The organism is Pseudomonas rhodesiae (assembly GCF_013285305.1).
GTDB lineage: Bacteria > Pseudomonadota > Gammaproteobacteria > Pseudomonadales > Pseudomonadaceae > Aquipseudomonas > Aquipseudomonas rhodesiae.
Genome location: NZ_CP054205.1, coordinates 1185864 through 1211649 on the forward strand (window position 1 = coordinate 1185864; position 25786 = coordinate 1211649).

Genomic DNA, 25786 nt, shown 5'->3' on the forward strand with positions numbered 1-25786 from the left:
CTCTTTTTTCCTGGTGCATGTCCATTGCGGAGTAGTCCCCATGTCCTTTGCGGTAATTCAAATGGTCAGCCAGAGCGACGTGCTGGCCAACCTGGCGCAGGCTCGGCGCCTGCTTGAGCAAGCGGCGGCGGGCGGGGCGAAACTGGCGGTTTTGCCGGAAAACTTCGCTGCCATGGGCCGTCGCGATGTGGCGGACATCGGTCGCGCCGAGGCACTGGGCGAAGGCCCGATCCTGCCATGGTTGAAACAAGCCGCCCGCGACCTCACCTTATGGATAGTGGCCGGTACGTTGCCGTTGCCGCCGGAGGGCCAACCGCAGGCCAAGTCCAACGCCTGCTCGCTGTTGATCGATGACCATGGCGAAATCGTTGCCCGTTACGACAAGCTGCATCTGTTCGATGTGGACGTTGCCGATGCGCGAGGTCGCTATCGCGAGTCCGACGACTATGCTTTTGGGAGCAACGTGGTGGTGGCGGACACGCCGGTGGGGCGCTTGGGCTTGTCGGTGTGTTATGACCTGCGCTTCCCGGAGCTGTACAGCGAATTGCGTGCAGCGGGGGCCGAACTGATTACCGCGCCGTCGGCGTTTACCGCAGTGACCGGCGCTGCGCATTGGGATGTGCTGATTAGGGCACGGGCCATCGAGACCCAATGCTACCTGCTCGCGGCGGCGCAGGGCGGTGTGCATCCGGGGCCACGGGAAACCTACGGCCACGCGGCGATTGTCGACCCGTGGGGACGGATGCTGGCACAACAGGATCAAGGCGAAGCGGTGCTGTTAGCCGCTCGCGACAGCAGTGAACAAGCGTCGATTCGGGCGCGCATGCCGGTGGTCAACCACCGGCGCTTTTTCTCGCAGGGCGCACAGCGGCCTGCTTCGGAACGATGAATTTAAGGCCAAATCTATGAGCGAGTTGTTGTCCTCAGTCAGTGAACACCTCCTGGCACCCGGTGGCGTGACCATCGAAAACTTGCAAACGGTGCTGGGTGATCTGGCCGGGCCGGGCATCGACGCGGCCGACCTGTATTTCCAGGGGCAGATTTCCGAGTCCTGGTCCCTGGAAGACGGCATCGTCAAGGAAGGCAGTTTCAACCTTGACCAAGGCGTGGGCGTGCGTGCGCAGTCCGGTGAAAAAACCGGCTTTGCCTACAGCAACGCCATTACTCTGGAAGCCCTGGGTCTGGCGGCTCGCGCGGCGCGCTCGATTTCCCGCGCCGGCCAGCATGGCACGGTGCAGGCGTTCAGCACTCAGGACGTAGCCCAGCTATACGCACCGGATAACCCTTTGGAAGTGATCAGCCGTGCCGAGAAGGTCGAGCTGCTCAAGCGTGTCGACGCCGCCACTCGCGCCCTCGACCCGCGTATCCAGCAGGTCAGCGTCAGCATGGCCGGTGTGTGGGAGCGCATATTGGTGGCGTCTACCGATGGCAGCCTGGCGGCGGATGTGCGGCCGCTGGTGCGCTTCAACGTCAGCGTGATCGTCGAGCAGAACGGCCGTCGCGAGCGCGGCGGCCATGGTGGTGGCGGGCGAACCGATTACCGTTATTTCCTCAATGAAGATCGTGCCATGGGCTATGCCCGTGAAGCACTGCGTCAGGCATTGGTGAATCTGGAAGCCATTCCGGCGCCAGCGGGCACGTTGCCAGTGGTGCTGGGGTCGGGTTGGTCCGGGGTGTTGCTTCACGAAGCGGTGGGCCACGGCCTGGAAGGCGACTTCAACCGCAAGGGCAGCTCGGCCTACAGCGGGCGCATGGGCGAGCGCGTGGCGTCCACACTGTGCACCATCGTCGACGACGGTACCCTCGCCGGTCGCCGTGGTTCGCTGAGCGTGGACGACGAAGGCACCCCCACGGAGTGCACCACCCTGATCGAAAACGGCGTGCTCAAGGGCTATATGCAGGACAAGCTCAACGCGCGTCTGATGGGTGTGGCGCGCACCGGTAACGGTCGGCGCGAATCCTATGCGCACCTGCCGATGCCGCGCATGACCAACACCTACATGCTCGCAGGCGAAAGCGACCCGGCGGAGATCATCGCCTCGGTCAAACGCGGCATCTACTGCGCCAACCTTGGCGGCGGCCAGGTGGATATCACCAGCGGTAAGTTCGTGTTTTCCACCAGCGAGGCGTATTTGATCGAGGACGGCAAAATCACCGCGCCGGTCAAAGGCGCCACGTTGATCGGCAACGGGCCGGAAGCCATGAGCAAGGTGTCCATGGTGGGTAACGATCTGTCCCTGGACAGCGGCGTGGGTACGTGCGGTAAAGATGGGCAGTCGGTGCCGGTGGGTGTCGGCCAGCCAACGCTGAAGATTGATGCGATCACCGTGGGGGGCACGGGCTCGTAAGCACGGGAGCTTCGGGTGGCGAAGGCCGCCACCCGGGGAAGAGGATCAGCGCAGGCCGCGTTGAGTCTCGTCCAGCTCACGGATGTACTTGAAGATTTTACGGCTGGTGGCCGGCGCCTTGTTATGCGCCAGCTCGTGCTGGGCCTGACGGATCAGGGAGCGCAGTTGTTGGCGGTCCGCGTCCGGGTAGTCCAGCACGAACTTCTCCAGCACCGCGTCATCGCCCGTGATCAGGCGGTCACGCCAACGCTCCAGGTTATGGAAGCGTTCGTTGTACTGGCGAGTGGAGGCATCGGTTTGATCGAGCAAGGTGAGAATGGCGTCAATGTCCTGATCGCGCATCAGCTTGCCGATAAACGAGATATGCCGTTTGCGCGCGATATTCGAGGTGTGCTTGGGCGCATCCGCAAGCGCCCGGCGCATTTCGTCGGTCAGTGGCAATTTGGCAATCAAGTCTTTTTTGAGCGTTGTAAGGCGCTCGCCGAGGTCAACCAGAGCATGCAGCTCACGTTTGACCTGGGATTTGCTTTTCTCCCCATCGAGGGAGTCGTCGTAAGAATCAACCATGGTGGCAGTCCGCAAAGAAACGCCGCCATGATAACCAGTCGGGGGCCGCTTGTCCGGCCCGGTCGCTCGATGGCCTTAACCGAAAGCAGAATTTGAGTGGAGAAAACCATGAGTGCAGCCCAGAGCGTCGGTCCGCAAGCGTTACCGGCACTGCAGGAACAAGTCGAGCAGATTCTTGCCGAGGCCAAGCGCCAGGGGGCCAGTGCCTGTGAAGTCGCGGTGTCGCTGGAGCAGGGGCTGTCGACGTCGGTGCGTCAGCGGGAAGTGGAAACCGTTGAGTTCAATCGCGACCAAGGGTTTGGCATCACCTTGTATGTGGGGCAGCGCAAAGGTTCGGCGAGTACCTCGGCCAGTGGCGCGGAGGCTATCCGCGAGACGGTCGCCGCTGCATTGGCGATCGCCAAGCACACTTCCGAGGATGAAAGTTCGGGTCTGGCCGATAAAGCCCTGATGGCCAAGGATGTGAAGGACTTTGATCTGTTTCATGCCTGGGACATCACCCCGGAACAGGCCATCGAGCAGGCGCTGGTCTGTGAGGCCGCAGCGTTTGACGCCGATTCTCGGATCAAGAACGCCGATGGCACCACGCTCAATACCCACCAAGGCTGCCGTGTATACGGCAACAGCCACGGTTTTATCGGCGGTTACGCGTCCACTCGCCATAGTTTGAGCTGCGTGATGATCGCCGAGGCCAATGGCCAGATGCAGCGGGATTACTGGTATGACGTGAACCGTCAGGGCGAACTCCTGGCTGACCCTGTCAGCATCGGCCAGAAGGCCGCGCAGCGTGCCGCGAGCCGCCTGGGCGCGCGTCCGGTGCCGACCTGCGAAGTGCCGGTCCTGTTTTCTGCGGAACTGGCCGGCGGTTTGTTCGGCAGTTTCCTCGGGGCGATTTCCGGCGGCAATCTGTATCGCAAATCCTCGTTCCTGGAAGGGGCAATCGGCCAAACGCTGTTTCCAGAATGGCTGACCATCGATGAGCGCCCGCACTTGATGCGTGCCATGGGCAGCACCTCGTTCGACGGTGATGGCCTGGCGACCTATGCCAAGCCGTTCGTCGAGAAAGGCGAGTTGGTGTCCTATGTGCTGGGTACTTATTCCGGTCGCAAGCTCGGTTTGCCCAGCACCGCGAATGCGGGGGGCGTGCATAACCTGTTCGTGACCCACGGCGATGAAGATCAGGCGGCGCTGTTGCGGCGTATGGGCCGCGGCCTGCTGGTCACCGAGTTGATGGGCCATGGCCTGAACATGGTCACCGGTGACTATTCGCGCGGCGCGGCGGGGTTCTGGGTGGAGAACGGCGAGATTCAGTTTGCCGTCCAGGAAGTCACCATTGCTGGCAATATGCGTGACATGTTCAAGCAAATCATTGCGGTGGGAAATGACGTAGAGCGGCGCAGCAACATCCACACCGGTTCGGTATTGATTGAGCGGATGACTGTCGCCGGCAGCTGATCCTTCCGACTGACCGCCCACAAAAAAGGCGCGCCATCTCACAGATGGCGCGCCTTTTTTGTGGGCGGCTGAAAAGTCGACTTAACGCTCAAGCTTGTTTTGATTCTCAATATCATTTAATAATAAATATCATTATCGAGCGAGCGTGGATCATGAATTCTGTCCTGCACGAGGATCCTTACCTGGAAAGTTGGCGCTGGATGAGCCGTCAGATCCGCTGCGGTCTGGACCCCAACGAGCCGCGGCTGATCGAACATTACCTCAGCGAGGGTCGATACCTGGCGTGCTGCACGGCAACGCACCCGTGGACCATCGCTGAAACCTCGTTTCGCCTGTTGATCGACACCGCCAGTGATATCGCCTTGCCCTGGCACTGGCGATCACTGTGTCTGGATCAAGCCTGGCGCCCGTTGCGCGACCTGGAAAAACTCTCTCATTGCGCCTGTCGCCTCAAGCGCTGGCAGGCCTTTGCCTGGCAGTTGGCAACGTGCCAGTTGCTGCCGTCCCTTTCTGTTTCTGACCTGGTGCAAGGATCTTCCGATGAGTAACACCCGTATCGAACGCGACAGCATGGGCGAACTGCATGTCCCCGCCGACGCCCTGTATGGCGCCCAGACCCAACGCGCGGTGAACAATTTCCCGATCAGCCATCAGCCAATGCCCGCGCAGTTCATTCGCGCGCTGATCCTGGCCAAAGCGGCGGCTGCCAAGGTGAACGTGGAGCTCAAGCAAATCAGCGAAGGGCAGGGCAAGGCCATCGTCGATGCCGCCCAGGGCTTGCTGGAAGGCGATTACATGCGCCATTTTCCGGTGGATATCTTCCAGACCGGCTCCGGCACCAGCTCCAATATGAATGCCAATGAAGTGATTGCAACCTTGGCCAGCCGTTTGCTGGGTGAGGCGGTCAACCCCAATGACCATGTGAATTGTGGCCAGAGCAGCAACGACATCATTCCCACCACTATCCATGTGAGTGCCGCACTGGTCCTGCATGAGCAAACACTGCCGGCCCTGCTGCATCTGGTGCAGGTGATCGAACACAAGGCTGAAGAGGTTCACCCCTTTATCAAGACCGGCCGTACGCACCTGATGGACGCTATGCCCGTGCGCATGAGCCAGGTACTCAACGGTTGGGCGCAGCAACTCAAGGCCAATATCGGCCACTTGCAGGATTTGCTGCCCAGCCTGCAAGCCTTGGCCCAAGGCGGGACTGCGGTGGGCACTGGCATCAACGCGCATCCGCAATTCGCGGCGCGCTTCAGCCAGCAACTCAGCAGCCTGACCGGCGTTAAGTTCACGCCGGGCAAGGACCTGTTTGCATTGATTGGCTCCCAGGACACCGCCGTCGCCGTTTCCGGTCAGTTGAAAGCCACTGCGGTGTCGCTGATGAAAATCGCCAATGACCTGCGCTGGATGAACTCCGGTCCGCTGGCAGGTCTGGGTGAGATCGAGTTGGAGGGGCTGCAACCGGGCTCGTCGATCATGCCGGGCAAGGTCAATCCGGTGATTCCGGAAGCGACCGCCATGGTCGCAGCGCAGGTGATCGGCAATGACGCCGTGATCACCGTCGCCGGTCAGTCCGGCAATTTCGAGTTGAACGTGATGCTGCCGGTCATTGCCCAGAACCTGCTCAACAGCCTGCAACTGCTGGCCAACTCCAGCCGCCTGCTGGCCGATAAAGCCATCGCCAGCTTCAAGGTCAACGAAGCCAAGCTCAACGAGGCGTTATCGCGCAATCCCATTCTGGTGACGGCGCTCAACCCGATCATCGGTTACCAGAAAGCCGCTGAAATCGCCAAGAAGGCCTATCAGCAGGGGCGTCCGGTGCTCGATGTGGCGCTTGAACACACCGATTTGCCGCGCAGCCAATTGGAAACGCTGTTGGACCCGGAAAAACTCACCGCCGGCGGCGTGTAATCACCCGCCCTGCTTTGGAGGCTCACCATGGAGCACTGGAAACGCACGATCGAACGGGCTAATCGATGCTTCATGCAGGGCGAATGGGTGGACGCGCGCGAGGCGTATCTGCAGGCCCTTGCCCTGGCCCAGGTGCTGTTCGAACGCTGGGCGGATGCCGACGAGGCCGTGGCAGCCTGCGTGATTTCCCATCACAACCTCGCGGACCTGCACCTGCGCCTCAACCAGCCGGAAGAAAGCGCGGAGTACTTGTGCGCCATTCACCAACGCTTGCTGCAGACCATGCAGGACCCACGCCTCACCCCGCAACTGCGTGAGGCCGCAGCGCGCCAGAGCAGCAAAACCTACGTTGAACTGTTGAATTTCATCAGCGAGCACGGCGAGTACCCGCGTACCCATCGCTTGCTCGGAGGTGCCGCAGCCCAACCGACCACGCCTCACTACGGAGCACACTGATATGGCTTACACCTTGCCTGCCTTGCCTTATGCCTATGATGCCCTGGAGCCGCACATTGATGCGCAAACCATGGAAATTCACTACACCAAGCACCATCAGACTTACATCAATAACCTCAATGCAGCGGTGCAAAGCACTGAGTTCGCGGAATGGCCGGTCGAAAAACTGGTCGCCAGCGTACAACAACTGCCGGAAAGACTGCGCGGGGCTGTGATCAACCAAGGGGGCGGGCACGCCAACCATTCTTTGTTCTGGGAAGTGATGTCGCCCCAGGGCGGCGGCAAACCGGAGGGCGTGCTGGGTCAGGCAATTGACCAGCAGTTGGGCGGTTTCGAGCGTTTCAAAGAGGCGTTTACCAAAGCGGCGCTGACCCGCTTCGGCAGTGGCTGGGCCTGGTTGAGCGTCACCCCGCAGAAGACACTGGTGGTGGAAAGCAGCGGCAATCAGGACAGCCCGCTGATGAATGGCAACACGCCGATCCTTGGCCTGGACGTCTGGGAGCACGCGTATTACCTGCGCTATCAGAACCGCCGCCCGGAATACATCAATGCCTTCTACAGTGTTATCAACTGGCCAGAAGTCGCCGCCCGCTATCAGGCTGCCATGGCTTGATGCGTCTCTCCATGACAAGCACTAAGGCCGACTATGGGCACTGACACTCTGGCGATCGGCAGCGTGCGATTGTTTCGTTATGCATTTGGCTCGCTGCTGCTGTTGGCAGGTACTGCATTGCTGGTGGCCCATGGTCTGGCCTGGCTCGACTTGGAACCGCGCATCCTGCGGGCGCTGCAGGGTGGTTCGATTTGCGCCCTGGGCACTGCACTGGGCGCGGTGCCGGTATTGGTGATAAAGCGCATGCCGGCTGCCTTGAACGATACGTTGCTAGGCTTCGGGGCGGGTGTGATGCTGGCTGCCACCGCGTTTTCGCTGGTGGTGCCGGGCATCGCGGCAGCTGAAAGTCTTGGGCTTTCGCCCTGGGGGGCCAGTGGCCTAGTCAGCTTCGGGATCATGCTGGGGGCGTTCGGGCTTTATTTGGTTGACCGCAAGGTCTCAGGCGCCAGCCCGGAAATGCTGGTGGGTACGCCGGAGCACCCGGTGATTGCGCCACGCATCTGGCTGTTTGTGTTTGCGATCATTGCCCACAACATTCCGGAAGGCATGGCGGTGGGCGTATCGGCGGGGGGCGGTATGCCGGATGCCGATAGCCTGGCCATGGGCATTGCTTTGCAGGACGTACCCGAAGGCTTGGTGATTGCGTTGGTGCTGGCGGGTGCGGGCATGTCGCGGGTCAAGGCCTTCATGATCGGCGCCGCGTCGGGGCTGGTCGAACCCGTGTTTGCCGTGCTCTGCGCCTGGCTGGTAAGCCTGGCGGAAATGCTGCTGCCCCTTGGGCTGGCGCTGGCCGCTGGGGCGATGCTGCTGGTGGTCACTCACGAAGTGATCCCGGAGTCGCGGCGCAATGGCCACGAAAAGCTAGCCAGCCTGGGGCTATGTATCGGGTTTTGCGTGATGATGGCGATGGATACCGCGTTGGGATAAAGCGCCGGGAGGTTATTCCCCTTCGTCGAAGAAGTTGTTGATCAACTCCACCAAGGCGTCCATTGCCTCTTTTTCTTGATCGCCTTCGGTCTCCAGGTGAATCGTAGTGCCCTTGCCGGCCGCCAGCATCATCATCGCCATGATGCTTTTGCCATCAACCATCGACTCCGGCGTGCGTCCTGCGCGGATTTTGCAGGGGTATTTTCCAGCAACGCCGACAAATTTTGCCGAGGCCCGGGCGTGGAGGCCCAGCTTGTTGATGATTTCAATTTCACGAGCGGGCATCGCGTGAGTGTTCCTTTCAGCTGAGGTCGCGGTGGCGAACCTGGACGTTCTTGAGGGTTTGTTGCAGCACCTGACCCAGGCGCTCCGTCAGGTAAACCGAGCGGTGATGGCCGCCGGTGCAGCCGATGGCGATGGTCACATAGGCTCGGTTGCTTGCGGCAAAACGTGGCAGCCACTTGAGCAGGTAAGTGGAGATGTCCTGGAACATCTCCTCCACATCCGGTTGCGCCGCCAGGTAATCAGCGACCGGCTGATCCAGCCCGGACTGATCACGCAATTCCGGCTTCCAGTAAGGGTTCGGCAGGCAACGCACATCGAACACCAGATCGGCGTCTACCGGCATGCCGCGCTTGAACCCGAAGGACTCCACCAGAAAGGCCGTACCAGGCTCCGGCTGGTTCAGCAGCCGCAGCTTGATGGCATCGCGCAGTTGATACAGGTTGAGGCTGGTGGTGTTGATCTTCAGGTCGGCCAGATCGATGATCGGCCCCAGCAGCTTGGTCTCGTCCTCAATCGCTTCGGCAAGGGAGCGGTGGGGGCTGCTGAGCGGGTGGCGCCGCCGGGTTTCGGAGAAGCGCTTAAGCAGGGTCTCCTCGTCGGCATCCAGGTACAGCACATCGCAGTGAATATGCTTGGCGCGCACTTCCTCCAACAGCTCAGGGAACCGGGAAAGGTGGCTGGGCAAGTTGCGGGCATCGATCGACACGGCAACCAGCGGCTGCGCTAGCTCAGTATGGATCAATGCGCGTTCGGCCAATTCCGGCAGCAACCCGGCGGGCAGGTTGTCGATGCAATAAAAGCCACTGTCCTCCAGAACATTCAGGGCAGTACTTTTACCAGAGCCGGAGCGGCCACTGACGATGATCAAACGCATGATTACTTCTCGTTTTGTTCATCCAGAACAACCTGATAGAGCGCTTCATTGCTGCTGGCGCTGCGTAGTCTGTTACGTACTTCCTTGCGATCAAGCATGCTGGCGATCTGCCGAAGCAGCTCCAGATGCGCATCGGTGGCAGCTTCCGGGACCAGCAGGACAAACAGCAGGTCGACCGGTGCGCCGTCGATGGCGTCGAAATCGATGGGGGCTTCCAGATGTATCAGAGCGCTTATCGGATCTGCGCAGCCTTTGAGGCGGCAGTGTGGAATCGCGATGCCGTTACCAAAACCGGTGGAGCCCAGTTTTTCACGGGCGACGAGCGCCTCGAAGACATCTTGCATCTCCAGATCCGGCACTTCGCGGGCGATCAGGTTGGCAATTTGTTCGAGGGCTTTTTTCTTGCTGCCGCCCGGCACGTTCACGAGGGAACGGCCGGGGGTCAGGATAGTTTCAAGTCGGATCATGGGGGGGAGAGTTAACGACCTGTACCTTGCATCAGGTGCAGATTCTTTTCCTTATGCTTTATGAGTTGGCGGTCGAGCTTTTCGTACAGCGAGTCAATCGCGGCATACATGTCGTCATGTTCGGCATTGGCGACGACTTTGGCATTCGGTATGTGCAGGGTGGCCTCGATTTTCTGCTTGAGCTTATCGACCTCCATGATGACCTGCACATTGGTAATTTTGTCGAAATGCCCCGCAAGCTTGTTCAGCTTGCTCTCGGTGTACTCACGCAGGGGCTTGGTGACTTCCAGCTGGTGTCCACTGATGTTGACTTGCATACAGCTTCTCCTTCGTTGCCAGTGCATAAAGCGGCAGGCCGGGATGCCTGCCACTGGAACGCTATGGCCCGCCCGTCACATCAAACGCTTACGCTCGCTGGAAGGCGCGATCCCAAGGGATTCGCGATATTTGGCGACGGTTCGACGGGCGACCTGAATGCCTTGTGCCTCCAGTAAACCAGCGATCTTGCTGTCACTCAACGGCTTTTTCTGATTTTCCGCGGCAACCAGTTTTTTGATGATCGCGCGGATCGCCGTGGACGAGCATTCGCCGCCTTCGGAAGTGCTGACATGGCTGGAGAAAAAGTATTTCAGCTCATAAATACCCCGTGGGGTATGCATGAATTTCTGCGTGGTCACCCGTGAAATTGTCGACTCGTGCATGCCGACCGCCTCGGCGATGTCATGCAGCACCAGCGGTTTCATCGCTTCGTCGCCGTATTCCAGGAAGCCGCGCTGATGCTCGACGATCTGGGTGGCGACTTTCATTAGGGTTTCATTGCGGCTTTGCAGGCTCTTGATGAACCAGCGCGCTTCTTGCAGCTGATTGCGCATGAAGGTGTTATCGGCGCTGGTATCGGCGCGGCGCACGAACCCGGCATATTGCGGATTGACGCGCAGGCGCGGCACCGATTCCTGATTCAGCTCCACCAGCCAGCGCTCGTTGTCCTTGCGTACGATAACGTCCGGGACAACGTATTCGGCTTCGCTGGACTCGATCTGCGAGCCTGGGCGAGGGTTGAGGCTTTGCACCAGCTCGATGACCTGGCGCAGCTCGTCTTCCTTGAGCTTCATGCGTCGCATCAGTTGGCTGTAGTCGCGGCTGCCCAGCAGATCGATGTAATCGGTGACCAAACGCTGGGCTTCGCTGAGCCAAGGGGTCTTGGCGGGCAACTGACGCAATTGCAGCAGCAGGCACTCGCTGAGGCTGCGGGCGCCAATGCCGGCAGGCTCGAACTGCTGGATGCGGTGCAGGACGGCTTCGATTTCGTCCAGCTCGATATCCAGTTCCGGGTCGAAGGCCTCAAGGATCTCCTCAAGGGTTTCGTCCAGATAGCCCTGGTTGTTGATGCAGTCGATCAGGGTCACGGCGATCAGCCGATCGGTGTCCGACATCGGCGCCAGGTTCAACTGCCACAACAGGTGGCTTTGCAGGCTTTCGCCGGCGGACGTCCGGGTGGTGAAATCCCACTCGTCATCGTCGCTGCTGGGCAGGCTGCTGGCGCTGGTCTGGTAGACGTCTTCCCAGGCAGTGTCCACGGGAAGCTCGTTGGGAATACGCTCGTTCCATTCACCTTCCTCCAGGTTATCCACCGTCGGGGCGGTTTCCTGATAGGAGGGTTCCTGCACATCGGAGTTGGGTTTTTGCTCGATGTTGTCAGCCAACGGATCTGCATTATCGAAGTCGTCGCCTTCTTCCTGGCGTTCGAGCATCGGATTGGACTCCAGAGCTTCCTGGATCTCCTGTTGCAGGTCCAAGGTCGACAATTGGAGCAGGCGGATGGCCTGTTGCAGCTGCGGTGTCATCGTCAGCTGCTGGCCCATTCTCAGGACTAGCGATGGTTTCATGGCAGGGGCTTAACACCTTATTCGCCGGCGCAATGCGCCATCCACGACAGGGCGCGTGAGCGCCAAACATAAGCAAATTATATGCCTGATATCGGGGGCTTTGCCTAGAGCGCGGTAACAATAAAAATCCAGAGGCTTTCATTGCATCCGCGCACCAGGCTAACGTCCTGCCAACGCCTTGTTAAAGGCTGTTTACAGGCGGAACTCGTGGCCCAGGTACACTTCCTTGACCAGTTCGTTGGCCAGGATGGTGGCGGCATCGCCTTCGGCGATCAGTTGACCATCGTTGACGATATAGGCGGTTTCGCAGATATCGAGGGTCTCACGTACGTTATGGTCGGTAATCAATACCCCGATGCCCTTGGCCTTGAGGTGATGGATGATCTGTTTGATATCGCCAACCGAAATAGGGTCGACGCCGGCAAACGGTTCGTCCAGCAAGATGAACTTGGGCGCGGTGGCCAGTGCGCGAGCAATTTCCACGCGACGACGCTCACCACCGGACAGGCTCATGCCAAGGTTGTCGCGAATGTGGTTGATGTGGAATTCCTGCAGCAGGCTTTCCAGCTCCGCGCGACGGCCATCGCGGTCAAGCTCCTTGCGAGTCTCCAGGATCGCCATGATGTTGTCGGCGACCGAGAGTTTGCGGAAGATCGACGCTTCTTGCGGAAGATAGCCGATACCGGCGCGGGCGCGACCGTGCATCGGTTGGTGGCTGACGTCCAGATCGTCAATCAGCACGCGGCCTTGGTCCGCTTGAACCAGGCCGACGATCATGTAGAAACAGGTGGTCTTGCCGGCACCGTTGGGGCCGAGCAAGCCGACGATCTGGCCGCTGTCGATCGACAGGCTGACATCGCGCACAACCTGACGGCTTTTATAGGCCTTGGCCAGATGCTGGGCTTTCAGGGTTGCCATTACTCGGCCTTCTTCTTCGGCTGGATAACCATGTCGATGCGTGGGCGCGGTGCGCTGACCTTGGTGCCGTTGGCGCGGCCCGCCTGGGCGACCTGAGTCTTGGTGTTGTACACGATCTTCTCGCCTTCGGTGGAGTTACCGTCGGCGCTCAGCACCTTGGCCTGATCGATCAGCACAATGCGGTTCTGCTGCGCATGATACTGGATGGTCTTGCCATAGCCCTTCATCGGGCCTGGATCTTCTGCCTTTTGCTTCTGTTCGAAGTAGGCAAGGTTGCCCACCGACGTCACCACGTCGATGTCGCCTGCCGGGGTGCGCGTCAGAGTTACCGTGTTGCCGGTGATCTTCATCGAGCCCTGGATAATGATCACGTCGCCCTTGTAAGTGGCAACGCCTTGCTTGTCATCCAGCTGAGCATCGTCAGCCTGGATGCGGATAGGCTGCTCGCTATCGTTCGGCAGAGCCCAGGCGCTCACGCTTCCCAGTGCTGCGCCAAGACCGAGCAAAATCGGGAGAGTTTTAACGAGCCTCATACTGTCCTCTTACGTTCGATAGCAGGTGTATCCTGCTTTCTTTCAAATACGCTTTCATTCCCTTGCCAGTCGATACACCGCCAGCGCCGTCGATTCTAACGTCTTGCTCGGTCTGCGCATATTGCTTCTGTGGGAATACGGTCATGCGACTGCTGGTAATAATGGTGTCGCGGTTCTGCGCATCGGTACGCGCGACGCGCACCGAGTCGATCAGTTCGACTTCGGTGCCGTCGGGGTTCACCTCGCCACGCTTGCTAGTGACGTGCCACGGAAACTCCGTGCCGCGATACAGGTTCAAGTCCGGATTGGTCAGTAGGGTCACCTCGCTGGCCTTCAAATGTTCGACTTTGTCCGAGGTCATTTCGTATTGCACCTTGCCATCGGGCAGGAACTGCACGCTGTAGGCGTTGGTGGCGTAATAGTCGATAGCCCCATCGTCGACCTGCGCCACAGGTCGGTCGAGAAACCGCTCCGGGCTGATATTCCAGTAGCCCACCGCCAGGAACAGCGCGGCGATGACTCCGAATAACAGGAAGTTGCGAATCTTTTTGCTCAGCATAAAACGCTCTATAGGTAGGCGGCGTGGGCCGCTTCAAGACGGTCTTGGGCGCGCAGTATCAGCTCGCAGAATTCGCGGGCGGCACCTTCGCCGCCACGGGCAGTGGTGATGCCATGAGCGTGCTCGCGAACGAACGCCGCCGCGTTGGCCACCGCCATGCCCAGCCCGACCCGGCGGATCACCGGCAAGTCGGGCAGGTCGTCACCGAGGTAGGCGACCTGTTCATAGCTTAGGTTGAGTTGGCCCAACAGTTCGTCCAGAACCACCAGTTTATCCTCGCGGCCCTGATACAGGTGAGCAATCCCCAGGTTTTGCGCGCGACGTTCCACCACTGGAGTCTTGCGACCGCTGATAATGGCGGTCTGTACCCCGGCCGCCATCAGCATCTTGATGCCTTGGCCGTCCAGCGTGTTGAATGTTTTAAATTCGCTGCCATCTTCCAGGAAATACAAGCGGCCGTCGGTCAGCACGCCGTCAACGTCGAAGACGGCCAACTTGATGTGCTTGCCGCGCTGCAACAGGTCGTTGCTCATTTACATCACTCCCGCACGCAACAAGTCGTGCATGTTCAAGGCGCCGATCGGGCGGTCGTCACTATTGACCACCACCAGCGCGCCTATTTTGTGGTCTTCCATGATCTTCAGCGCTTCGGCTGCCAGCATGTCAGGGCGCGCGGTCTTGCCATGGGGCGTCATCACCGCATCGATGGTGGCGGTATGGATATCGATGGTGCGGTCCAGGGTCCGACGCAAATCACCGTCGGTGAATACGCCGGCCAGGCGGCCATCGGCTTCGAGGATCACCGTCATGCCCAGGCCCTTGCGGGTCATTTCCATCAATGCGTCCTTGAGCAGAGTGCCGCGTTGGACGTGGGGCAGTTCATCGCCCGAATGCATGACGTTCTCGACCTTCAACAGCAGGCGACGGCCCAGCGCACCACCCGGGTGGGAAAACGCGAAGTCCTCGGCGGTAAACCCGCGGGCTTCCAGCAGCGCCACAGCCAGGGCATCACCCATGACCAGCGCGGCAGTGGTGGAGGAGGTCGGGGCCAGGTTCAGTGGGCAGGCTTCGTGGGCTACATGCACGTTCAGATTGACTTCGGCAGCCCTCGCCAGGGTCGATTCGGGGTTGCCGGTGATGCTGATCATCTGGATGCCCAGGCGTTTGATCAACGGCAACAGCGTCACGATTTCGTTGGTGGTGCCTGAATTAGATAGGGCCAGGATGATGTCATCCTTGGTGATCATGCCCATGTCACCGTGGCTGGCTTCGGCCGGATGCACGAAAAACGCCGTGGTGCCGGTGCTGGCCAGGGTGGCGGCGATCTTGTTGCCGACATGGCCGGATTTGCCCATGCCCACCACGACAACGCGACCCTTGCTGGCCAGAATCATCTCGCAGGCGCGTACGAAATCCGCGTCGATATGGGCCAGCAAACCTTCTACGGCTTCAAGCTCGAGGCGGATAGTGCGTTGTGCGGATTGAATAAGGTCGCTGGATTGGCTCATGTCTGAAATCGTATAGCCTGACGAAAAGTCGGCGATTATAGCGGTAATGTTCAATTCCCTCACGCAAGTTCGTCAGGGTTTGTTCGGTAGTCGCCTGAGATTCATGCTCAGCAACGTTTTTTCCTGGCCCCGAAACTGAACTGGCGCTGTTCCGGCCTTGGGGGCGTTGTACCAGCAGTGATATAGTTCGCGGCCAGTTCGGTCCGCTCAGTCCCTGTGGCTATCTATATTGCGCAGCCGTTGCAAACGTTTGTCGCATAGATGGTGTCTGAGTGAGAAGCTGCATCCCAAGGAGTTTAGATGAGTGCCGATAACGCCTACGCGGTCGAGCTGAAGGGACTGACCTTCAAGCGCGGGACGCGCAGCATCTTCAATAACGTCGATATTCGCATTCCCCGCGGCAAGGTCACCGGCATCATGGGGCCTTCCGGTTGCGGCAAGACCACCCTGTTGCGTTTGATGGGCATGCAATTGCGCCCGAACGCCGGTGAGGTGTGGGTCAACGGCCAGAACCTGCCGACGCTGTCGCGCAGCGATCTGTTCGATGCGCGCAAGCACATGGGCGTGTTGTTCCAGAGTGGGGCACTGTTCACCGACCTCGATGTTTTCGAGAACGTGGCGTTTCCGCTGCGGGTGCATACGCAACTGTCCGATGAAATGATCCGTGACATTGTTTTGTTGAAGCTCCAGGCCGTGGGCCTGCGCGGCGCCATCGACCTGATGCCTGACGAGCTGTCCGGGGGCATGAAGCGTCGCGTCGCACTGGCGCGCGCCATTGCCCTTGATCCCCAGATCCTTATGTACGACGAGCCCTTTGTTGGTCAGGACCCGATCGCCATGGGGGTGCTGGTGCGCCTGATCCGTCTGCTCAACGATGCATTGGGGATCACCAGTATCGTGGTCTCCCACGACCTGGCGGAAACCGCGAGCATCGCCGACTACCTGTACGTCGTCGGCGATGGTCAGGTGTTGGGGCAGGGCACGCCTGAGGAATTGATGAATGCCGACAACCCGCGCATTCGCCAATTCATGACCGGCGATCCCGACGGCCCCGTGCCTTTTCACTTTCCGGCGGCGGACTACCGCGCAGATCTTCTGGGGAAGCGCTGATGCGCAAGACATCTCTTATCGAAAAGGTTCGCCTTTTCGGTCGCTCGGGCATCGACATCGTCGAAGTGCTGGGTCGCTCGACGATTTTTCTATTTCACGCGTTACTGGGCCGCGGCGGCATTGGTGGCGGTTTTGGTCTGTTGATCAAGCAGTTGCACGCAGTGGGTGTGATGTCCCTGGTGATCATCGTGGTCTCCGGGGTGTTCATCGGCATGGTATTGGCGTTGCAAGGCTTCAATATCCTGTCCAGTTACGGCTCGGAGCAGGCGGTGGGGCAGATGGTGGCCCTGACACTGTTGCGCGAGCTGGGGCCGGTGGTTACGGCATTGCTGTTCGCCGGGCGCGCGGGTTCCGCGCTGACTGCCGAAATCGGCAATATGAAGTCCACCGAGCAGTTGTCCAGCCTGGAAATGATCGGCGTGGACCCGCTCAAATACATTGTTGCCCCGCGCCTGTGGGCTGGCTTCATTTCTCTTCCATTGCTGGCGATGATCTTCAGCGTGGTAGGCATCTGGGGCGGTTCATGGGTCGCAGTGGACTGGCTGGGCGTCTATGACGGCTCCTACTGGGCCAACATGCAGAACAGCGTGACCTTCAACGGTGACGTGCTCAACGGCATCATTAAGAGCATCGTATTTGCCTTTGTAGTGACCTGGATCGCCGTATTCCAAGGCTATGACTGTGAACCCACCTCAGAAGGGATCAGTCGCGCCACCACCAAGACCGTTGTGTACGCCTCGCTGGCGGTACTGGGCCTTGACTTCATTTTGACCGCCTTGATGTTTGGAGATTTCTGATGCAAAACCGCACTGTGGAAATCGGTGTCGGCCTTTTCTTACTGGCTGGCATCCTGGCTTTACTGTTGCTGGCCCTGCGGGTCAGCGGCCTGTCGGCCAGCCCTACCGCCGACACATATAAACTTTACGCATATTTCGACAATATCGCCGGTTTGACTGTCAGAGCCAAGGTGACCATGGCCGGCGTGACGATCGGCAAGGTCACGGCAATCGATCTGGATCGTGACAGTTTCACGGGGCGAGTGACGATGCAGTTGGATAAGAAGGTCGATAATCTGCCGACCGACTCCACTGCGTCCATCCTCACCGCGGGTCTGCTGGGCGAGAAATACATCGGTATCAGCGTGGGCGGTGACACAGAGCTGCTCAAGGATGGTTCGACCATCCACGACACGCAGTCGTCGCTGGTACTCGAAGACCTGATCGGTAAATTCCTGCTCAATACGGTCAATAAAGACGCCAAATGAGGAATCTGTACATGATCTCTACCTTGCGACGTGGCCTTCTGGTGCTGCTTGCAGCGTTGCCTTTGATGGCTAACGCGGCGGGTTCTGCGCACGATCTGGTGCAGGACACGACCAACAAAATGTTGGCTGACCTGACGGCTAACAAAGAACAGTACAAGCAAGACCCGAGTAAGTTTTACGACGCACTCAATTCTATTGTTGGTCCGGTGGTGGATGCTGAAGGCATCTCCCGCAGCATCATGACGGTCAAGTATTCGCGTAAGGCGACGCCTGAGCAGATGCAGCGCTTCCAGGAAAACTTCAAGCGCGGCCTGTTTCAGTTCTATGGCAACGCATTGCTTGAGTACAACAACCAGGGCATTACCGTTGCGCCAGCCGGCGACGAATCGGGTAATCGCACCAGCGTCAATATGAGCGTCAAAGGCAACAACGGCGCGATCTACCCGGTGCAATACACCCTGGAGAAGATCCAAGGCGAGTGGAAGCTGCGTAACGTGATCATCAACGGCATCAATATCGGCAAGCTGTTCCGTGATCAGTTCGCCGATGCGATGCAGCGCAATGGCAATGACCTGGACAAGACCATCAATGGCTGGGCCGGGGAAGTCGCCAAGGCCAAGGAAACATCCGACAAAGAAGCCGGGAAGACTGTGCAATGATCGAGTCGGCTGTTCGTCTTGGCGATGCTGGCGAGCTGTTTCTCAGCGGCGTGCTGGATTACCGCACCGGGCCTGACCTGCGCAAGCAGGGCCAGGCACTGATCAAGACCAGTACCGCGCCCACGCTGGTGCTGGATTGCTCGGCAGTGACCAAGTCCAGCAGCGTCGGCTTATCGTTGTTGCTGTGCTTCATGCGCGATGCCGAGGCGGCCAAGAAGTCGGTCAGCATTCGGGCGTTACCCGACGACATGCGCGAAATTGCCGAAGTTTCTGGTCTGACCGAGCTGTTGGCGCATCCTTAATACACATTTTCAAGCAAGCCCCCCGTCAGAGTCCTGCTATGCGGGGTTCGCAGGCGCGGGGCTTTTTTGTATGATGTGCGACCCGCGCGCACTGGGCGCCGATAGAGGTTGAGCATGCAGGCCCTAGAAGTTAAGAGCTTCCTTGAAGGAAAGCTGCCGAATACTGAGGTTGTAGTTGAAGGCGAAGGCTGCAATTTCCAGCTGAACGTGATTAGCGATGAACTGGCGGCATTGAGCCCGGTCAAGCGTCAGCAGCAGATCTATGCCCATTTGAACCCGTGGATCACCGATGGCAGCATCCATGCGGTCACTATGAAATTTTTCAGCCGCGCGGCCTGGGCCGAGCGCACCTGAGCCCCCAAGGCGTCGAGATTCTTATGGATAAATTGATTATTACCGGCGGTGCCCGCCTTGATGGCGAGATCCGCATCTCCGGTGCGAAAAACTCCGCCTTGCCGATTCTGGCTGCGACCCTGTTGTGCGATGGCCCGGTGACCGTGGCCAACCTGCCGCATCTGCACGACATCACCACCATGATCGAGCTGTTCGGTCGCATGGGCATCGAGCCGGTGATTGACGAGAAACTGGCTGTCGAAATCGACCCGCGTACCATCAAAACCCTGATCGCTCCGTACGAATTGGTGAAAACCATGCGTGCATCGATCCTGGTGCTGGGCCCGATGGTTGCCCGTTTCGGCGAAGCCGAAGTGGCACTGCCTGGCGGTTGCGCCATTGGCTCGCGTCCGGTGGACCTGCACATCCGTGGTCTGGAAGCGATGGGCGCGATCATCGACGTCGAAGGCGGCTACATCAAGGCCAAGGCACCTGAAGGCGGCCTGCGTGGCGCGAACTTCTTCTTCGATACCGTCAGCGTGACCGGTACTGAGAACATCATGATGGCCGCTGCCCTGGCCAACGGCCGCAGCGTGCTGCAAAACGCCGCCCGCGAGCCGGAAGTAGTCGACCTGGCTAACTTCCTGAACGCCATGGGGGCGAAGGTTTCCGGCGCTGGCACCGACACCATCACCATTGATGGCGTGGAGCGTCTGCACACCGCAACCTACAAGGTTATGCCTGACCGCATCGAGACCGGCACCTACTTGGTCGCCGCCGCCGTCACCGGTGGTCGCGTCAAAGTCAAGGATACCGATCCGACCATCTTGGAAGCGGTCCTGGAAAAACTCCGTGAAGCCGGTGCCGAAATCACCTGCGGCGAAGACTGGATCGAACTGGACATGCACGGCAAGCGGCCAAAAGCCGTCAACGTGCGTACCGCTCCGTACCCGGCGTTCCCGACCGACATGCAGGCGCAGTTCATTTCCTTGAACGCGATTGCCGAAGGCACCGGTGCCGTGATCGAGACCATCTTCGAAAACCGCTTCATGCACGTATACGAGCTGCACCGCATGGGCGCGAAGATCCAGGTTGAAGGCAACACTGCCATCGTGACCGGGATCGACAAGCTCAAGGGCGCGCCAGTGATGGCCACCGACCTGCGTGCCTCGGCCAGCCTGGTGATCTCCGCGTTGTGTGCGGACGGTGACACCTTGATCGACCGCATCTACCACATAGACCGCGGTTACGAGTGCATCGAAGAAAAACTGCAGATGCTCGGCGCAAAAATTCGCCGCGTACCGGGCTAGTCCTGGAACTGAAAACACCGCCACTGTAGTGAGCGGGCTTGCTGTGGTGAGTGGGCTTGCTGTGGTGAGCGGGCTTGCCCCGCGCTGGACTGCGCAGCAGTCCCCGCTTTGGGGTCGCTACGCAACCCAGCGCCGGGCATACCCGCTCGCTACAGACGGTGTTAGCTTGCGATATGCTGAGTTTGTTTCAAATCGAGGCTGTCATGGCCTCGATCTGTGTCTGGCGCCGTTTGCGACCGGACAGCAATAGCCTGATGAAGGATTGACGTTTCCCATGTTGACCATCGCACTGTCCAAGGGCCGTATCCTTGACGACACTTTGCCGCTTCTGGCTGAAGCGGGCATCGTGCCGACCGAGAATCCGGACAAGAGCCGCAAGCTGATCATCCCCACGACCCAGGACGACGTTCGTCTGTTGATCGTGCGGGCTACTGACGTGCCGACCTACGTTGAGCATGGCGCGGCCGACCTCGGCGTCGCCGGCAAGGACGTGCTGATGGAATATGGTGGTCAGGGCCTGTATGAGCCGCTGGACCTGCGCATTGCCTTGTGCAAGCTGATGACCGCCGGTCGCGTCGGTGACGTTGAACCCAAGGGCCGGCTGCGCGTGGCCACCAAGTTCGTCAACGTCGCCAAGCGCTACTACGCCGAACAAGGCCGTCAGGTCGATATCATCAAGCTCTACGGCTCGATGGAGCTGGCGCCGCTGATCGGCCTGGCCGACAAGATCATCGACGTAGTCGATACCGGCAATACCCTGCGTGCCAACGGTCTCGAACCACAGGAATTTATCGCTGACATCAGCTCCCGCCTGATCGTCAACAAGGCATCGATGAAGATGCAGCACGCCCGTATCCAGGCGTTGATCGATACCCTGCGCAAGGCAGTGGAGTCTCGACACCGCGGTTGACCCACCCGCGCGGCCTTAGGCTGCGCCCGTCTATCCGCCTCATAGCCAGAATTCTCAGGTGCCCAAGCGGAGCGAACGGTAGTTTAGGGCGCCTGAGTTTTTTGCCAATCCTATGAGGCCCTCGCTATGACCACGTCCACTGCAATTGCCCGACTCAACGCTGCCGATCCGGATTTCGCCCATCATCTGGATCATCTGCTGAGCTGGGAAAGCGTGTCCGACGATTCGGTCAACCAGCGGGTGCTCCACATCATCAAGGCGGTGCGCGAGCGTGGCGACGCGGCACTGGTGGACTTCACCCGACAGTTCGACGGTCTGGACGTCCAGTCCATGTCCGATCTGATCCTGCCTCGCGAACGCCTGGAGCTGGCCCTGACCCGCATCACCGCCCCCCAGCGCGAAGCCTTGGAAGTGGCGGCGGCAAGGGTGCGCAGTTACCACGAAAAACAGAAGCAGGATTCCTGGAGCTACACCGAAGCCGATGGCACGGTGCTGGGCCAGAAGGTCACGCCGCTGGACCGTGCAGGCCTGTACGTGCCGGGCGGCAAAGCGTCGTACCCGTCGTCGGTCCTGATGAATGCGATCCCGGCCAAAGTTGCCGGCGTGGCTGAAGTGGTCATGGTGGTGCCGACCCCGCGCGGTGAAATCAACGAATTGGTGCTGGCCGCCGCGTGCATCGCCGGTGTCGACCGCGTCTTCACCATCGGTGGCGCCCAGGCCGTGGCGGCCCTGGCCTATGGCACCGAGAGCGTGCCAAAGGTCGACAAGGTGGTCGGCCCCGGCAATATCTACGTGGCTACCGCCAAGCGCCACGTCTTTGGCCAGGTCGGTATCGACATGATCGCCGGCCCGTCGGAGATCCTGGTGGTGTGCGACGGCCAGACCGATCCGGACTGGATCGCCATGGATTTGTTCTCCCAAGCCGAGCATGACGAAGACGCTCAGGCGATCCTGGTCAGCCCGGATGCCGAGTTCCTCGATAAGGTCGCGGCCAGCATCGATAAGCTGCTGCCGACCATGGAGCGCGCCGAGATCATCGAGAAGTCGATCAATGGCCGCGGTGCGTTGATCCTGGTGCGTGATATGGAGCAAGCCATCGAAGTGGCCAACCGCATCGCGCCCGAGCACTTGGAGCTGTCCGTGGCTGACCCACAGGCCTGGCTGCCGTCGATTCGCCACGCCGGTGCGATCTTCATGGGGCGCCACACCAGCGAAGCCCTGGGCGACTACTGCGCCGGCCCCAACCACGTACTGCCCACCTCCGGCACCGCGCGCTTCTCGTCGCCGCTGGGGGTGTATGACTTCCAGAAGCGATCTTCGATCATCTTCTGCTCGCCACAGGGCGCGTCCGAACTGGGCAAGACCGCTTCGGTGCTGGCCCGTGGTGAATCGCTGAGCGCCCACGCGCGCAGCGCCGAATATCGCATCGCCAAGGGAGAGTAAGACATGAGCAAATTCTGGAGCCCTTTCGTCAAGAACCTCGTGCCTTACGTGCCCGGCGAGCAGCCGAAAATGACCAAACTGGTCAAACTCAACACCAACGAGAATCCCTACGGTCCATCGCCCAAGGCATTGGCTGCGATGCAAGCCGAGTTGAACGACAACTTGCGCCTGTATCCGGACCCCAACAGCGACCTGCTCAAGCAGGCGGTGGCCACGTATTACGGGATCGACGCCAGCAAAGTATTCCTCGGCAACGGTTCCGACGAGGTGCTGGCGCACATTTTCCACGGCCTGTTCCAGCACGAGCTGCCGCTGCTGTTTCCGGATATCAGCTACAGCTTCTACCCGGTCTACTGCGGCCTCTACGGCATCCAGTCTGCGCCGGTGCCATTGGACGAGCAGTTCCAGATCCGCGTGGAAGACTACGCCAAGCCTAACGGCGGGATCATTTTTCCCAACCCTAACGCGCCAACCGGCTGCGTCCTGGCGCTGGACGCCGTGGAACAGATCCTCAAGGCCAGCCCGGATTCGGTGGTGGTGGTCGATGAAGCCTATATCGACTTCGGCGGCGAAACCGCCATCAGCCTGGTGGACCGCTACCCGAACCTGCTGGTGACCCAGACCCTGTCCAAATCGCGCTCACTGGCCGGTTTGCGCGTGGGCCTGGCGGTGGGCCACCCGGACTTGATCGAGGCGCTGGAGCGGGTCAAGAACAGCTTCAACTCCTACCCCCTGGATCGCCTGGCGATTGTCGGCGCGGCGGCCGCATTCGAGGACCGTGAATACTTCGAGAAGACCTGCCGACAGGTGATCGACAGCCGCAACCAGTTGGTCGCGCAGTTGGAAGATAAGGGTTTTGAGGTGTTGCCGTCGGCGGCCAACTTTATCTTTGCCCGCCACCCACGGCACGACGCGGCTGGTCTGGCGGCGAAGTTGCGCGAGCAAGGCGTGATCGTGCGGCACTTCAAGCAGGAGCGGATTGCCCAGTTCCTGCGGATCAGCATTGGTACGCCGGAGCAGAATCAGGCGTTGATCGATGGCTTGGGCGACCTCTAACACTCAGTGAAATCAAATGTGGGAGGGGGCAACCCCCTCCCACATTAGCTGGTGCTTTGGCAGTCAGATCAATGGCTCATCTGGCTTCTTGTTCTTCCAGCTATCATTGCCCGGCAGCAGCAGGTTCAACCCGATCGCTACCACGGCGCACAGGGCGATGCCCTTGAGACCGAAATCATCCGGGCCGGTGCCGGTTCCCACCAGCACGCCGCCAATGCCGAACACCAAGGTCACCGACACAATCACCAGATTGCGCGCTTCGCCCAGGTCGATCTTATGGCGAATCAACGTGTTCATCCCCACAGCAGCAATCGAACCGAACAACAGGCATAGAATTCCGCCCATCACCGGCACTGGAATGCTTTGCAGCAGCGCGCCGAATTTGCCGATAAACGCCAGGCTGATGGCAAAGATAGCCGCCCAGGTCATGATTTTCGGGTTGTAGTTCTTGGTCAGCATCACCGCGCCAGTCACTTCGGCGTAAGTGGTGTTCGGCGGGCCGCCAAACAGGCCGGCGGCCGTGGTAGCGATGCCGTCACCCAGCAAGGTGCGATGCAGGCCAGGTTTTTTCAGGTAGTCGCGCCCGGTCACGCTGCCCACCGCAATCACACCACCGATGTGTTCGATCGCCGGGGCCAGGGCCACCGGGACGATAAACAGGATCGCCTGCCAGTTGAATTCCGGCGCGGTGAAGTGGGGCAGGGCGAACCACGGAGCGGCCGCGATCTTGGCCGTGTCGACCACTCCAAAGTAGAACGACATGGCAAAGCCCACCAGCACGCCGGAGATAATCGGCACCAGGCGGAAAATGCCTTTGCCGAATACCGCCACGATCAGCGTGGTCAGCAGCGCCGGCATCGAGATCATCATCGCCGTCTGGTAATGAATCAGCTCGGCACCGTCGCCGGACTTGCCCATGGCCATGTTGGCGGCAATTGGCGCCATGGCCAGGCCGATGGAAATGATCACCGGGCCTATCACCACCGGCGGCAGCAAGCGGTCGATAAAGCCGGTGCCCTTGATCTTCACCGCCAGGCCCAGGAACGTATAAACGAAACCGGCCGCCATCACGCCGCCCATGGTCGCCGCGAGGCCGAACTGGCCCTTGGCGAGGATGATCGGGGTGATGAAGGCGAAGCTCGAAGCCAGGAATACCGGCACCTGACGCCCGGTCACCACTTGGAACAGCAAGGTGCCTAGACCTGCGGTGAACAGCGCAACGTTTGGATCAAGACCTGTGATCAGCGGCATCAACACCAGCGCGCCAAATGCCACGAAGAGCATTTGTGCGCCAGACAGGATCTGGCGCCAAAGCGGGTCGTTGAATTCATCCTGCATGCTCACGCGTCCTTCTGCTTGGTGCCGAAGATCTTGTCACCGGCATCGCCCAGGCCTGGGATGATGTAGCCGTGTTCGTTCAAGCGTTCATCGATGGAGGCGGTGTAGATCTGCACGTCCGGGTGGGCGCTCTCGACGGCGGCGATGCCCTCCGGCGCGGCTACCAGCACCATGGCGCGGATGTCCTTGCACCCGGCCTTCTTCAGCAGGTCGATGGTGGCGACCATGGAGCTGCCGGTGGCGAGCATCGGGTCGATGATCATTGCCAGGCGCTCGTCGATTTCCGGAACGAGTTTTTCCAGGTAAGTGTGGGCTTGCAGTGTCTCTTCATTACGGGCCACGCCCACGGCGCTGACCTTGGCGCCCGGGATCAGGCTGAGTACGCCTTCGAGCATGCCAATGCCGGCGCGCAGGATCGGCACCACGGTGATTTTCTTACCGGCGATTTTCTCGACCTGGACAGGACCGGCCCAACCGGGAATCTCATAATTCTCCAGGGGTAAATCCTTGGTGGCTTCGTATGTGAGCAGCGCTCCGACTTCCTGAGCAAGCTCACGGAAGTTCTTCGTGCTGATGTCGGCGCGGCGCATAAGGCCGAGTTTGTGTCGGATCAGCGGGTGGCGGATCTCGCGAGTGGGCATGGGAAAGGCTCCGGCGGCGGGCAAAAAAACCGGCCTAGATTAATCTATCCGAGGGTGTTGTCCTATAGACATGTAGCACGTTAGTCCATAAAGGCTTGCCCGGAGCG

At 59.9% G+C, this 25786-nt stretch carries 31 protein-coding genes; 18 read left to right on the forward strand and 13 right to left on the reverse strand.

Annotated features, from left to right (window positions below; all coding sequences use genetic code 11):
* Window positions 1-40: 40 nt before the first annotated feature.
* Entirely contained in the window at window positions 41-889 is an 849-nt protein-coding gene (locus tag HRH33_RS05220) for a carbon-nitrogen hydrolase family protein (protein ID WP_167417302.1), read from the forward strand.
* Window positions 890-905: 16 nt separating this feature from the next.
* Window positions 906-2348, forward strand: a complete 1443-nt coding sequence (tldD, locus tag HRH33_RS05225) for a metalloprotease TldD (protein ID WP_167417301.1) — start codon at window positions 906-908, stop codon at window positions 2346-2348.
* 45 nt (window positions 2349-2393) lie between these two features.
* Here tldD and yjgA read toward each other — a convergent pair whose 3' ends face one another.
* The gene (gene yjgA, locus HRH33_RS05230; RefSeq protein ID WP_034095902.1) at window positions 2394-2915 is read right to left on the reverse strand and encodes a ribosome biogenesis factor YjgA; all 522 of its coding nucleotides are present in this window, start codon (window positions 2913-2915) and stop codon (window positions 2394-2396) included.
* 108 nt (window positions 2916-3023) lie between these two features.
* Between yjgA and pmbA the strand changes: the two genes are divergently transcribed.
* From pmbA to HRH33_RS05260, 6 genes are all read left to right on the forward strand, one after another.
* Window positions 3024-4370, forward strand: coding sequence for a metalloprotease PmbA (gene pmbA, locus HRH33_RS05235; protein ID WP_034095903.1), 1347 nt, complete (start codon window positions 3024-3026; stop codon window positions 4368-4370).
* A 152-nt stretch (window positions 4371-4522) separates the two neighbouring features.
* Window positions 4523-4918: a hypothetical protein gene (locus tag HRH33_RS05240; protein ID WP_034095904.1), complete on the forward strand. Its 396-nt coding sequence runs from the start codon at window positions 4523-4525 to the stop codon at window positions 4916-4918.
* Window positions 4911-6287, forward strand: coding sequence for a class II fumarate hydratase (locus HRH33_RS05245; protein ID WP_094065300.1), 1377 nt, complete (start codon window positions 4911-4913; stop codon window positions 6285-6287). Before HRH33_RS05240 ends, HRH33_RS05245 begins: the two co-directional genes overlap by 8 nt.
* A gap of 27 nt (window positions 6288-6314) precedes the next feature.
* On the forward strand, window positions 6315-6743 hold the full coding sequence (locus HRH33_RS05250; protein ID WP_034136986.1) for a hypothetical protein: 429 nt from the start codon (window positions 6315-6317) through the stop codon (window positions 6741-6743).
* A gap of 1 nt (window position 6744) precedes the next feature.
* On the forward strand, window positions 6745-7356 hold the full coding sequence (locus tag HRH33_RS05255) for a superoxide dismutase (RefSeq protein ID WP_167417300.1): 612 nt from the start codon (window positions 6745-6747) through the stop codon (window positions 7354-7356).
* Between the two features lie 33 nt (window positions 7357-7389).
* A complete protein-coding gene (locus HRH33_RS05260; protein ID WP_167417299.1) occupies window positions 7390-8283 on the forward strand; it encodes a ZIP family metal transporter in 894 nt (297 codons plus the stop codon).
* 12 nt (window positions 8284-8295) lie between these two features.
* Here the strand turns inward: HRH33_RS05260 and HRH33_RS05265 are convergent, their stop codons facing one another.
* From HRH33_RS05265 to HRH33_RS05310, 10 genes are all read right to left on the reverse strand, one after another.
* Window positions 8296-8568, reverse strand: coding sequence for an HPr family phosphocarrier protein (locus tag HRH33_RS05265; protein ID WP_034095909.1), 273 nt, complete (start codon window positions 8566-8568; stop codon window positions 8296-8298).
* 16 nt (window positions 8569-8584) lie between these two features.
* Complete coding sequence (rapZ, locus tag HRH33_RS05270; protein ID WP_034095910.1) at window positions 8585-9442, reverse strand: RNase adapter RapZ; 858 nt, start codon at window positions 9440-9442, stop codon at window positions 8585-8587.
* Between the two features lie 2 nt (window positions 9443-9444).
* Window positions 9445-9909: a PTS IIA-like nitrogen regulatory protein PtsN gene (gene ptsN, locus HRH33_RS05275; RefSeq protein ID WP_034095911.1), complete on the reverse strand. Its 465-nt coding sequence runs from the start codon at window positions 9907-9909 to the stop codon at window positions 9445-9447.
* A gap of 11 nt (window positions 9910-9920) precedes the next feature.
* Window positions 9921-10226 (reverse strand): ribosome hibernation-promoting factor, HPF/YfiA family, encoded by a 306-nt coding sequence (gene hpf / locus HRH33_RS05280; protein WP_034095912.1) that lies wholly within the window; start codon window positions 10224-10226, stop codon window positions 9921-9923.
* Between the two features lie 75 nt (window positions 10227-10301).
* The gene (locus HRH33_RS05285; RefSeq protein WP_034111779.1) at window positions 10302-11795 is read right to left on the reverse strand and encodes an RNA polymerase factor sigma-54; all 1494 of its coding nucleotides are present in this window, start codon (window positions 11793-11795) and stop codon (window positions 10302-10304) included.
* Between the two features lie 192 nt (window positions 11796-11987).
* Window positions 11988-12713, reverse strand: a complete 726-nt coding sequence (gene lptB / locus HRH33_RS05290) for an LPS export ABC transporter ATP-binding protein (protein WP_094065304.1) — start codon at window positions 12711-12713, stop codon at window positions 11988-11990.
* Window positions 12713-13246: a lipopolysaccharide transport periplasmic protein LptA gene (gene lptA / locus HRH33_RS05295; protein ID WP_034095915.1), complete on the reverse strand. Its 534-nt coding sequence runs from the start codon at window positions 13244-13246 to the stop codon at window positions 12713-12715. The genes lptB and lptA overlap by 1 nt, the downstream gene beginning before the upstream one ends.
* Window positions 13233-13805 carry an LPS export ABC transporter periplasmic protein LptC gene (lptC, locus tag HRH33_RS05300; protein ID WP_034095916.1) on the reverse strand — a complete coding sequence of 191 codons (573 nt, stop codon included), beginning with the start codon at window positions 13803-13805 and terminating at the stop codon, window positions 13233-13235. Before lptC ends, lptA begins: the two co-directional genes overlap by 14 nt.
* Before the next feature lie 8 nt (window positions 13806-13813).
* A complete protein-coding gene (locus HRH33_RS05305; protein WP_034136989.1) occupies window positions 13814-14338 on the reverse strand; it encodes a KdsC family phosphatase in 525 nt (174 codons plus the stop codon).
* The gene (locus tag HRH33_RS05310) at window positions 14339-15313 is read right to left on the reverse strand and encodes a KpsF/GutQ family sugar-phosphate isomerase (protein WP_094065306.1); all 975 of its coding nucleotides are present in this window, start codon (window positions 15311-15313) and stop codon (window positions 14339-14341) included. It abuts the gene before it with no gap.
* Window positions 15314-15613: 300 nt separating this feature from the next.
* On the opposite strand from HRH33_RS05310, the gene HRH33_RS05315 reads away from it, so the two are divergent.
* From HRH33_RS05315 to hisC, 10 genes are all read left to right on the forward strand, one after another.
* On the forward strand, window positions 15614-16423 hold the full coding sequence (locus tag HRH33_RS05315; RefSeq protein WP_034095919.1) for an ATP-binding cassette domain-containing protein: 810 nt from the start codon (window positions 15614-15616) through the stop codon (window positions 16421-16423).
* Entirely contained in the window at window positions 16423-17220 is a 798-nt protein-coding gene (gene mlaE / locus HRH33_RS05320) for a lipid asymmetry maintenance ABC transporter permease subunit MlaE (RefSeq protein ID WP_167417298.1), read from the forward strand. The genes HRH33_RS05315 and mlaE overlap by 1 nt, the downstream gene beginning before the upstream one ends.
* Entirely contained in the window at window positions 17220-17687 is a 468-nt protein-coding gene (mlaD, locus tag HRH33_RS05325) for an outer membrane lipid asymmetry maintenance protein MlaD (RefSeq protein WP_034136992.1), read from the forward strand. The genes mlaE and mlaD overlap by 1 nt, the downstream gene beginning before the upstream one ends.
* Window positions 17688-17698: 11 nt before the next feature.
* On the forward strand, window positions 17699-18346 hold the full coding sequence (locus tag HRH33_RS05330) for an MlaC/ttg2D family ABC transporter substrate-binding protein (RefSeq protein ID WP_034136993.1): 648 nt from the start codon (window positions 17699-17701) through the stop codon (window positions 18344-18346).
* The gene (locus HRH33_RS05335) at window positions 18343-18648 is read left to right on the forward strand and encodes an STAS domain-containing protein (RefSeq protein WP_167417297.1); all 306 of its coding nucleotides are present in this window, start codon (window positions 18343-18345) and stop codon (window positions 18646-18648) included. Before HRH33_RS05330 ends, HRH33_RS05335 begins: the two co-directional genes overlap by 4 nt.
* Window positions 18649-18762: 114 nt before the next feature.
* Complete coding sequence (locus HRH33_RS05340; protein WP_034095924.1) at window positions 18763-19002, forward strand: BolA family protein; 240 nt, start codon at window positions 18763-18765, stop codon at window positions 19000-19002.
* A gap of 23 nt (window positions 19003-19025) precedes the next feature.
* Window positions 19026-20291 carry a UDP-N-acetylglucosamine 1-carboxyvinyltransferase gene (gene murA / locus HRH33_RS05345; RefSeq protein WP_034095925.1) on the forward strand — a complete coding sequence of 422 codons (1266 nt, stop codon included), beginning with the start codon at window positions 19026-19028 and terminating at the stop codon, window positions 20289-20291.
* A gap of 274 nt (window positions 20292-20565) precedes the next feature.
* Window positions 20566-21201, forward strand: a complete 636-nt coding sequence (hisG, locus tag HRH33_RS05350; RefSeq protein ID WP_010213102.1) for an ATP phosphoribosyltransferase — start codon at window positions 20566-20568, stop codon at window positions 21199-21201.
* A gap of 126 nt (window positions 21202-21327) precedes the next feature.
* Window positions 21328-22644: a histidinol dehydrogenase gene (gene hisD, locus HRH33_RS05355; RefSeq protein ID WP_167417296.1), complete on the forward strand. Its 1317-nt coding sequence runs from the start codon at window positions 21328-21330 to the stop codon at window positions 22642-22644.
* A 3-nt stretch (window positions 22645-22647) separates the two neighbouring features.
* Window positions 22648-23700 (forward strand): histidinol-phosphate transaminase, encoded by a 1053-nt coding sequence (gene hisC, locus HRH33_RS05360; RefSeq protein WP_034136995.1) that lies wholly within the window; start codon window positions 22648-22650, stop codon window positions 23698-23700.
* Window positions 23701-23763: 63 nt separating this feature from the next.
* On the opposite strand, the gene HRH33_RS05365 is transcribed toward hisC, so the two are convergent.
* Window positions 23764-25038, reverse strand: a complete 1275-nt coding sequence (locus HRH33_RS05365) for a uracil-xanthine permease family protein (RefSeq protein WP_167417295.1) — start codon at window positions 25036-25038, stop codon at window positions 23764-23766.
* 2 nt (window positions 25039-25040) lie between these two features.
* A complete protein-coding gene (gene upp / locus HRH33_RS05370) occupies window positions 25041-25679 on the reverse strand; it encodes a uracil phosphoribosyltransferase (RefSeq protein WP_034095929.1) in 639 nt (212 codons plus the stop codon).
* Between the last annotated feature and the right edge of the window lie 107 nt (window positions 25680-25786).